This is a genomic window from uncultured Phascolarctobacterium sp. (assembly GCF_937920985.1).
GTDB lineage: Bacteria > Bacillota > Negativicutes > Acidaminococcales > Acidaminococcaceae > Phascolarctobacterium_A.
In genome coordinates, this window is record NZ_CALDXR010000004.1 from 40,459 (window position 1) to 50,470 (window position 10,012).

6 protein-coding genes are annotated in these 10,012 nt (G+C 51.2%); 5 read left to right on the plus strand and 1 reads right to left on the minus strand.

Features of this window, described 5'->3' with window-relative positions; genetic code table 11:
- Positions 1 to 10: 10 nt before the first annotated feature.
- The 5 genes from mnmE (at position 11) to rbr (ending at position 8,312) form a co-directional block, all read left to right on the plus strand.
- Positions 11 to 1,390 (plus strand): tRNA uridine-5-carboxymethylaminomethyl(34) synthesis GTPase MnmE, encoded by a 1,380-nt coding sequence (gene mnmE / locus Q0612_RS00545; protein ID WP_298879387.1) that lies wholly within the window; start codon positions 11 to 13, stop codon positions 1,388 to 1,390.
- Between the two features lie 740 nt (positions 1,391 to 2,130).
- Positions 2,131 to 4,014 (plus strand): tRNA uridine-5-carboxymethylaminomethyl(34) synthesis enzyme MnmG, encoded by a 1,884-nt coding sequence (gene mnmG, locus Q0612_RS00550; protein ID WP_298879390.1) that lies wholly within the window; start codon positions 2,131 to 2,133, stop codon positions 4,012 to 4,014.
- The gene (gene rsmG, locus Q0612_RS00555; protein WP_021721202.1) at positions 4,011 to 4,730 is read left to right on the plus strand and encodes a 16S rRNA (guanine(527)-N(7))-methyltransferase RsmG; all 720 of its coding nucleotides are present in this window, start codon (positions 4,011 to 4,013) and stop codon (positions 4,728 to 4,730) included. The genes mnmG and rsmG overlap by 4 nt, the downstream gene beginning before the upstream one ends.
- 10 nt (positions 4,731 to 4,740) lie before the next feature.
- A complete protein-coding gene (locus Q0612_RS00560) occupies positions 4,741 to 5,619 on the plus strand; it encodes a ParB/RepB/Spo0J family partition protein (RefSeq protein ID WP_021721203.1) in 879 nt (292 codons plus the stop codon).
- Positions 5,620 to 6,260: 641 nt separating this feature from the next.
- Positions 6,261 to 8,312, plus strand: coding sequence for a rubrerythrin (gene rbr, locus Q0612_RS11885; protein WP_367181669.1), 2,052 nt, complete (start codon positions 6,261 to 6,263; stop codon positions 8,310 to 8,312).
- 200 nt (positions 8,313 to 8,512) lie between these two features.
- Here rbr and Q0612_RS00575 read toward each other — a convergent pair whose 3' ends face one another.
- On the minus strand, positions 8,513 to 9,766 hold the full coding sequence (locus Q0612_RS00575; protein ID WP_298879399.1) for a hypothetical protein: 1,254 nt from the start codon (positions 9,764 to 9,766) through the stop codon (positions 8,513 to 8,515).
- Positions 9,767 to 10,012 lie beyond the last annotated feature (246 nt).

The following is a 10,012-nucleotide window of genomic DNA, read 5'->3' on the forward strand; positions in this document are numbered from 1 at the left end:
GGGGTGTCATATGGCTGAGGATACAATTAGTGCTGTTACTACGGCTCTTGGCGAGGGTGCTGTAGGTATTGTGCGTATTAGCGGACCTGAGGCGCTGGCAGTGGGAGAGTCCTTGTTTAAGGCGGCTTCGGGCAGGGCGCTGGGTGCATATCCGGTGAATACGCTTGCTTATGGCCATGTTTATGATGTGGACGGCAGCCTGGTAGATGAGGTGCTGGCGGTGTATATGCGTGCTCCCCGTTCCTATACGGCGGAGGATGTGGTGGAAATCCAGTGCCACGGCGGTGTGCAGCCGCTGCAGAAGATTCTGCAGCTGACTTTTGCTGCCGGTGCGCGTCCGGCAGAGGCTGGCGAGTTTACGAAGCGCGCGTTTTTGAATGGCAGGATTGACCTGACGCAGGCTGAGGCGGTTATGGATATTATCCGTTCGCGCAGTGAGACGAGCCTGAAGCTGGCTGCGCGTCAGCAGCAGGGCCAGCTGGCAGGTGAGCTGCGCAGTTTGCGTAAGCAGCTTGTGGATGTGGTTGTTAATCTGGAGGCTGTGATTGATTATCCGGAGGAGGATATCGAGGATGTTACCTATGGCAGGGTGCAGGAGAGCTTGACTACTGTGTGCAGCGGCATTGAGCATTTGCTGGCGCATGCGCATACGGGCAAGATTTTGCGCGAGGGCTTGCGTACTGCTATTGTGGGACGTCCGAACGTGGGTAAGTCTAGTCTGCTGAACGCTTTACTGCGGGAGGAGCGCGCGATTGTTTCGCAGTACGCCGGTACGACGCGTGATGTTATTGAGGAACAGCTGCTGCTTGATGGTGTGCCGCTGGTGCTGGCGGATACTGCAGGCATTCGTGCTACCGAGGATTTTGTGGAGAAAATCGGCGTGGAGAAGAGCCGCCAGCTGTTGGCGGATTCGGAGCTGGTTATCTGCGTGATTGATGGCAGCGAGGGCCTGACGGCTGAGGATGAGGCGATTTTAGAGGCTGCGGCCGGGAAGCCCTGTGTGGTGATTGTGAATAAGAGCGATTTGCCGCAGCAGGTTGATTTGGTGCAGCTGCGTGAGCGTTTTGGTGCTGATAAGGTGATGACGCTTTCTGCCAAGACTCTTGTTGGTATTGAGGCGTTTACTGCCTGGCTGAAGAGTTATGTTTATGGCAGTAAGGGTACGCTTGATGATGGTGCGTATATTCAGAATGCGCGTCAGGAGCGTTTGCTGCGTGAGGCGCTGGCTGGTTTGCAGGATGCGGAGGTTGCGGCGCAGGATTATTTGCCGTATGATTGTATTGTGATTGATGTGCGCTCGGCGATTGACCTGTTAGGGGAGATTACGGGTGATACGGTGCAGGATGAGATTATCAATGAGATTTTTGAGAGGTTCTGTATCGGTAAGTAGGGGGAAGCGACGCAACCCTTCCGTCTGCTCGCTGAAGCTCGCAGCCACCTTCCCTTTCAGGGAAGATATAATGATATATTGAAACTCTAACTTTCTATATGCTCCCTGCAAGGGAGCTGGCATCGCCGTAGGCGATGACTGAGGGTTGTTTCATTTTGCAGTTAACATGTCTTTTGCTTTAAGCTTTCTTCTGGCCTCTTCTTGGGGAGAGGTGGCATCGCGAAGCGATGACGGAGAGGGGTTGTGCGCCGCAATTAAATATCGTTCCAGTCAGAAGCAATTTTCCCGTGCCATAGGGCACAACGCAAATTTCGTGTGGAACCAGGACGAAGTGCCGCAAAACTCGCGCTATGCAAAGAAATAATGCTAAAGTAGTTGGCTTAGCGCTCAAACAGTTGCGACACTTCTATGGTACCAGACACTCATTTGCTAAAATTGCTATTCCTTACACGATATGTTAATTGCTTAAGTTGGTGTCAACTACTAGCCTTTTATATGTTCCCTGCAATGGAGCTGGCATCGCCGTAGGCGATGACTGAGGGTTGTTGATATATTAATTGCTAGTTCGGGCTTTCAGCTAATTGTGTTCTATGAACCCTCTTGCCTGCCCCTTGGGGAAGGTGCCGAGCGTAGCGAGGCGAGGCTGAAGTGGGTTGTGCGTTGCAATTAACGTATCGCTCTGCAATGAAAAATTTTGTTGTGCGTTCACTAATACATATATTTTTAAGAGGTCTATTAAGATGAGTTATATTACAGATACATTTGATGTAATTGTGGTTGGTGCCGGCCACGCAGGCGTGGAGGCGGCGCTGGCTGCTGCCCGCCTGGGCGGCAAGACGCTGCTGGCGACGCTGTCTCTGGATAATGTGGCGCTGATGCCGTGCAATCCGTCTATCGGCGGTCCTGCTAAGGGACATCTGGTGCGTGAGCTTGATGCTTTGGGCGGCCAGATGGGTATCAGTGCGGATTTGGCGTGTATCCAGATGCGTCTTTTGAATACCGGTAAGGGCTATGCCGTGCATGCTCTGCGCGGTCAGGAGGATAAGCCTTTTTATCACACTTTGATGAAAAAGATTGTTGAGAATCAGGAGAATCTGGAGCTGAAGCAGCTGATGATTGATAAGCTGCTGGTGGAAAACGGTGCGGTTGTTGGCGTGGAGGCCGAAACGGGCGAGGTTTTCGAGGCGAAGTGCGTTATTCTGGCTACCGGTACTTATCTGCGCGGCCGTATTGTTTACGGCCAGGTTAATTATGAATGCGGTCCGAACGGTCTGCGCAGTGCGCAGAAGCTGTCTGCTTCGCTGCTGGAGAACGGCGTGGAGCTGATGCGCTTCAAAACCGGTACGCCGGCGCGTATTGATGCCCGCAGTCTTGATTACAGCAAGATGGAGCCGCAGTATGGCGATGAGGAGGTGCGCAATTTCTCCTTTATCAGCGATATCAAAACGCGTGAGCAGGTGCCCTGCTACCTGACTTATACGAATGAGGCTACACATAAGATTATCCGCGATAACCTGCATTTATCCGGTATGTATAATGGTATGATTGAGGGTGTCGGCCCGCGTTACTGCCCGTCTATCGAATCTAAGATTGTGCGCTTTGCCAATAAGGAGCGTCATCAGCTGTTTATTGAGCCTGAGGGACGCAGCACCAATGAAATGTATGTACAGGGCATGAGCTCTTCTTTGCCGGCGCATATTCAGCTGCAGTTTATGCAGACGATTCCCGGTCTGGAGCATTGCAAGATGATGCGTGCAGGCTATGCCATAGATTATGATTGCCTTGATCCGCTGCAGCTGCGTCCGTCTTTGGAGCATAAGGCCATCAGCGGCTTGTTTAGTGCCGGTCAGTCCAATGGCACCAGCGGCTACGAGGAGGCTGCTGCCCAAGGTCTGATGGCAGGGATCAATGCGATGATGAAGATTAACGGACGCGAGCCGCTGGTGCTGCGCCGTGATGAGGCGTATATCGGCGTGCTGATTGATGACCTTGTTACCAAGGGCACGTCCGAGCCTTACAGAATGATGACCTCGCGTGCGGAATACCGCCTGCTGCTGCGTCAGGATAATGCGGATTTGCGCTTGACGGAAAAGGGCAGGGCTATTGGTCTTGTTGATGATAAGCGCTACGGCATTTTCACCGAAAAGCGCAGTGCGCTGGAGCGCACGGTGAGCGAGCTGGGCAAGCAGAATATTTCTCCCAGTGCGGAAAACAATGCTAAGCTGGAGGCTATGGGTACGGCGCCGCTGCGCAGCGGCAGCAATCTTTTGGATTTGCTGCGCCGCAAGGAGGTTACCTACAGCAAGCTGCAGCAGGCATTTGACTTGCCGGAGCTGGCACCGCAGGTAGCGGAGCAGGCCGAGATTTTCGCTAAGTATGAGGGCTATATTACGAAACAGCGTCAGGAGGTTGAGCGCTTTATGAAGCTGGAAAACAAGCGCCTGCCTGATGATATAGATTATCGTGCGATTAAGGAGCTTTCCAGCGAGGCCGCTGAAAAGCTGGACAAGGTACGTCCGGCGAATATCGGTCAGGCATCGCGTATCAGCGGTGTTTCGCCTGCTGACATCAGTGTGCTGATGATTGCGCTGGAGCTGAAACGCCGAAAGGAGCAGGAAGAATGACCTTTGCAGAAATTTTAGCCGAAAAGGGTGCGGAGGCCGGTTTGAGCTTTACGCCGCTGCAGCTGGAGCAGTTCAGCCGTTATTACGAGCTGCTGGTGGAAACCAATAAGGTGATGAACCTTACCGCGATTACCGAGCCTGAGGAGGTTGCCGTAAAGCATATGGTAGACAGCCTGCTGGCCTACGAGGCGGAGATGGCCGGCAAAACCCTGGCAGACGTGGGCACGGGCGCGGGCTTTCCCGGTGTACCGCTGAAAATTTATTGCCCCGAGCTGAAGGTGACACTGATTGATTCCCTGGGCAAGCGCCTGCGCTTTTTGCAGCAGGTGATTGAGGAGCTGGGGCTGAAGGGCATCCGTTGTGAGCATTTGCGTGCGGAAGATGCCGGTCGCGATAAAAAGCATCGCGAAAAATATGATTATGTAACGGCGCGCGCGGTGGCACGTTTGAGCGTGCTGAGCGAATATTGCCTGCCGCTGGCCAAAAAGGGTGGTCAGTTTATCGCCCTGAAGGGCAGCAAGTTTGCTGAGGAAATTACCGAGGGTGAGGCTGCGGTAAAAATTCTCGGCGGCAAAATTATTAGTGCAGAGCCTGTAAAATTACCCGGTCTTGACGATGGACGTGCTATAATAAAGATAGCTAAAATCAAAACAACACCGGCGCAGTACCCGCGTAAGGCAGGTACGCCGGAAAAACAGCCCTTAGGCGCTAGATAGGGGGAAGCAAATGTTAGTAGATGATGGATTTTCGGTATTAGATACAGATTGCGGTATTATTGGTGAGCGTAAGGCCGTAAATGAGGTGAAGGTTGTGAAGGTGCCTATCGGGCAGATTTTCCCTAACCCGTATCAGCCACGCAAAAGCTTTGACGAGGCAGCCTTAGAGGAGCTATCTGCTTCCATCGCCCAATATGGCGTGCTGCAGCCTCTTTTGGTATCCCCGACAGAGGACGGTCGTTATCTGCTGATTGCCGGTGAGCGCCGCCTGCGTGCTTCCCGTATGGCGAAGCTGACGGAGGTACCGGTGATTATCAGCGATTATACTACGCAGCAGATTGCAGAGATTGCGCTGATTGAAAACCTGCAGCGTGAGGACCTGCATTTTCTGGAGGAGGCAGAGGGCTACGAACAGCTGATGGAGCAGTTCCACCTGACGCAGGAGGCTATGGCTGCGCGCGTAGGCAAGAAGCAGTCCACCATCGCCAACAAGCTGCGTTTGCTGCGCCTGTCGCCTGCTGTACGCAAGGTGTTGGTGGATGCCGGCCTGAGCGAGCGTCATGCACGCGCCTTGCTGAAGCTGGATGATGATGCCAAGCGTCTGGAGGTGCTGGAGGTTATTGTGGCCAAGAACTACAGTGTGCGCCAGACTGAAGAATATATCAGCAAGCTGCTTGATGACAAGCAGCAGGAAAAACGCCGCCGCATGGTAATTGTCAACGACGTCCGCATCTACCTGAACAGTATTAAGCAGGTTGTCAACGCTATTAAGGACGTTGGTATTCCCGTTAACATGGAGCAGACGGTAGAGGGCGATGAGGTTATCGTCAGCCTGCGCATCAAGAACCAGAAGAAGCCGAAGGGTGGCAACAGCAAGCCCCTGTTCTAAAAAAGATAAGGCAGGAAGCTTCCTGCAGTAACGATAAAAGCAGAGAGCCGTGTTTCACGTGAAACACAGCTCTCTGCTTTTTTGTACAAGGAGGTGGCTTATTATGCTCCGGCTATAGCCGGATTTTTACCAGAATTTAAGCATCTGGAAAAGACTCTTTTTGAAGCCCTTCTCCGGCGGAATTACCTCATGCAGGAATTTGGGTTTAACATAGCGCACAATCATCGGCGGTGTGCGCAGCGTTGTTTCGGCAAAGCGCGGCAGCTTGCTGTTGGCGGGCAGCTGCAGGCTGCTGACAGCAAAGCTGATTTATGCCTAGTTACGGGGAGGCGATAGCGTGGGACGTATAGAATGGACAAGTATGCATTTTTCTCATGAGCTCAGGCTTATGTGTTTGGCAGTTGCGTGAATGCAAGTTGCTGAATATGCTGCCAGCGCTGGTCATGCCGCAGGTTTTCTAGGCGCTGATGGGGCTGGTGAAGTGAGCTTTAGAGAAAAGTTTCCTTTAAAGTAAAATTATTTTTTATTAATATAAGTTGTTGACAGACGCTGGGAATGAGTTATAATGTAAACGATATAATAGTGCTTTATAAAAGGTCAAGGGAGCGCTGTTAAAATTTCATATTGGAGGAGATGATATTGTGAGCAAGCATTTATCAACTTCCGTGAGGGTGCCTATTGAAGTGGATAATCCCAGTATTGTCCGTAATGAGTCATTGTGCATCAAATGCGGTCAGTGCAGTAATGTCTGCACAAGTCCTGTTGGTGTGTTGGGAACCTATGCGCTGGAGCAGACCGGAGACAGAGCTATCTGTATTCACTGCGGTCAGTGTGCTAATGTCTGCCCTGTTGGCAGCATCACCGAGGTATATGAATATCCAGAGGTTAAGGCTGCCGTGCAGGATAAGGACAAAATCGTCATTGTCAGTACGTCACCTTCTGTACGCGTGGCTTTGGGCGAGGAATTCGGCCTGCCTAAGGGGGCGTTCGTGCAGGGGAAGATGGTTGCGCTTTTGCGTGCTCTGGGCGTTGATTATGTGCTGGATACGAACTTTGCGGCTGATTTAACAATTGTTGAGGAAGCAAGCGAGCTTCTTGCCCGTATTAAAGGTGAAACTGACAAGCCGCTGCCGCAGTTTACAAGCTGCTGTCCGGCGTGGGTGAAGTTTGCAGAAACCTATTACCCTGAGCTCCTGCCGCATGTTTCTACAGCTAAAAGTCCGATAGGGATGCAGGGACCGACGATTAAAACCTATTTCGCACAGAAAATGGGCATTGATCCGAGGAAGATTGTTAATGTCGCCTTAACTCCCTGCACGGCGAAAAAATTTGAGATTCGCCGTGAGAAAATGAACGCTGCCGGGCAGAAGTTGGGTATAGCTGAATTGCGGGATATGGATAATGTCATCACGACGAGGGAGCTGGCACTGTGGGCGAAGGAAGCAGGCATTGATTTTACCAGCCTGGAGGACAGCGATTTTGATAAATTTATGGGCGAGGCCTCTGGTGCAGGTGTTATTTTTGGCAATACAGGCGGCGTGATGGAGGCAGCTCTCAGGACTGCTTATGCTTATCTTACGGGTGAGCAGCCACCTAAGGAAATACTCAAGCTCGAGCCAGTGCGTGGCTATGATGGATTGCGTGAGGCCAGCGTGGATATAGCAGGCAGGGTTATCAATGTGGCAGTGGTTCACGGAACGGAAAACGTCCGCAAGCTTATAGCTGGTGGCATTGAAAAATATCATTTTATAGAGGTTATGACCTGTCCGGGCGGCTGCATCGGCGGCGGCGGGCAGCCGAAGGATTTTGCCTATGATGCTGACGCAGCACGCAAGGCCCGTATCGAAGGTCTTTATGAGCGGGATGCAGAAATGGAGCTACACCTGTCTCACGAAAATAAAGAAATTCAGCAGCTTTATAAGGAGTTTTATGATGCACCATTGAGCGAGCTGGCTGAAGCAATGCTGCATACTACGTATCAGGACCGCAGCGCAGATTTAACAAAAGGAGCGAGAAAGAAAATGTCGAAGTGGAAATGTTCAATTTGTGGTTATATCTACGAAGGCGAGGAGCTGCCTGCTGATTTTGTCTGCCCAATCTGTAAGCAGGGTGCAGATAAGTTTGTAAAAATCGAGGATACTCCTGGCGACAAGGCAAAGAATCCTTATGCTGGCACAAAGTCGGAGAAGAATCTGTTAGAGGCCTTTGCTGGCGAGTCTATGGCTCGTAATAAGTATACTTATTTTGCTAAAGTAGCGCAGGAAGCAGGCTTTGAGCAGATTGCTGCTTTGTTCTTGCAGACAGCAGAGAACGAAAAGGAGCATGCACAGCTATGGTTTAAGGCTTTGGGCGAGCTTGGCGATACTGCGGCAAATCTGCTGCACGCTGCTGAGGGAGAGAACCACGAATGGACGGATATGTATGTGCGTATGGCCCAAGAGGCAGATGCCGAAGGCTTCTATGAGCTGGCAGAGCAGTTCCGTGGCGTAGCAGCTATTGAGAAGCGTCATGAGGAGCGTTATCGTGCGTTGCTGCACAACGTAGAGGCACAGCAGGTATTTGCTAAGAGCGAGGTAAGAATTTGGGAGTGTCGCAAGTGCGGACATATCGTTGTAGGTACGAAGGCTCCGGAGGTTTGCCCGATTTGTAAAAACCCGCAGGCTTATTTTGAAATTCATACGATAAATTATTAAGAGCGGATGTTAGCTCGGTTTCTTCTGAGCTGCCGGAATTTCCCCTGATGCTTGCTATGAAGCTGGCGTCAGGGGATTTTTAGGTTCTATAAATAAGTGTTGGAATTGTAGTAAAATATTATCGACCAAAACAACATAATCTACAAAGGAGACCAGACACTCTATGCTTTACAACAATTATACACAAAATAACCCGTTTTCTACCAGAATTTGAGCATTTGGAAGAGGCTCTTTTTGAAGCCCTTTTCCGGCGGGATTACCTCATGCAGAAATTTGGGCTTTACGTAACGCACAATCATCGGCGGTGTGCGCAGCGTTGTTTCTGCAAAGCGCGGCAGCTTGCTGTTGGCGGGAAGCTGCAGGCTGCGTACCTTGTCCTTGCTGTTGACGAAGCGGGCGCTGGCAGCGCCGGTCTGACCGTTGACTACGATGACGAAGCGTTCGCCGGCGCTGTTGTCGGTATAGTCAACATAATAAATCGGCAGCATGATGTCAGCTGAATGCTTGCGGAGATTGCGTGCCCATTTTTCAATCTTAACATCCTTTAAGCCGTAATTTTCGCAGAGCTTATTGCAAAGCTGCTCATTAATCATGCGGTCAAGATATTTTTGCACCGGGAAAAGGTTGCTGCGGGTGGTGATATGCACGTCGCCCTCCAAAAATACCGGGTCGAAGGGGGCGAACTCATCAAAGTTCCAGGGAGCAACCATATCGATGGCGTTTTCGTCAAAGACGTAGGTTTGCGGATATACCCAGTTCAAAACTTCCTGATAAATTTCGCAGTCCCCCTTGTTGCTGGAGATTTGCGCTTTGACGCGCAGGTCCGCAAGTGTATAGGGAGTATAAAAGGCGGTAAATTTTTCCTTGATGGCCTTTTCCGCACCCTTGAAGGACATCGGCTCACGCTTCATCAGCAGCTGTGCTCTGCCGAAGGCCTGCTCCTTAGTGAGCTTGAAGGGCAGGGCGATGGAGGGGTAGCTGCGGGAGCCTGCGCCGATGAGCTGGTCCTTGTTGTAGCCGCCGGCCTTTAGTTCTTCCTGCGTCAGACGGTGACCGCAGTATTCGCAGGTAAAAATAGTCTGCGTGGATTCGCCGGTAACATCGGCACCGCAGAGCGGGCAGGGCAGCTTGATAGTGTGGCTTTCTTCGTAAGTCTTGGTGCTGAGGGCGCTGAAAACGCCCAGCTTATCTTCGATGCTTTGAGTATCGTTTTTGAGCATTTCGGGCAAAGGCTCCATAAAGTATACGTGGCCCAGCTTTACCAGACCGTTGACAACTTCTACAGGCTTATGGCGATACTTGATTTCGCTATCAAGAATATTTTCGCTGTTCGGCCAAGGCTCCTTGCTGCCGCAGAAGGAGCAGATGAAGCTGGTGCTGGCAGCGTCGGAATACATGGTGCCGCCGCATTTTTCGCATTGTATAGCACAACATTCGTCGTTTTCTTTAAACATAGGAACATCTCCCTTCCTTATCTTGCCTTCATTATAGCGCAAAAAGAGTGTCAGCGCCCCACCCGAAAGGGAAAATTTGGGTAGGATGGGGTGAAATTATTAAAGGTAAGGCATAATAGTGCAAAAACTCAGCTGGCTTCTAAAGAAATTGAGCAAAGAAAAATTGTGCGGCTTTTTACGACCGCACAATTTTTTTGCTGGTGCGCCCAGCATGGGCGATAACTAGGTGGTGAAAGTCCACTACGC

Excerpts from the sequence above, each read along its gene's own strand:
- Q0612_RS00575 (WP_298879399.1), bottom strand. The coding sequence starts at position 9,766 with ATGTTTAAAGAAAACGACGAATGTTGTGCTATACAATGCGAAAAATGC.
- Q0612_RS00560 (WP_021721203.1), top strand. The coding sequence starts at position 4,741 with ATGTTAGTAGATGATGGATTTTCGGTATTAGATACAGATTGCGGTATT.
- rsmG (WP_021721202.1), top strand. The coding sequence starts at position 4,011 with ATGACCTTTGCAGAAATTTTAGCCGAAAAGGGTGCGGAGGCCGGTTTG.
- mnmG (WP_298879390.1), top strand. The coding sequence starts at position 2,131 with ATGAGTTATATTACAGATACATTTGATGTAATTGTGGTTGGTGCCGGC.
- mnmE (WP_298879387.1), top strand. The coding sequence starts at position 11 with ATGGCTGAGGATACAATTAGTGCTGTTACTACGGCTCTTGGCGAGGGT.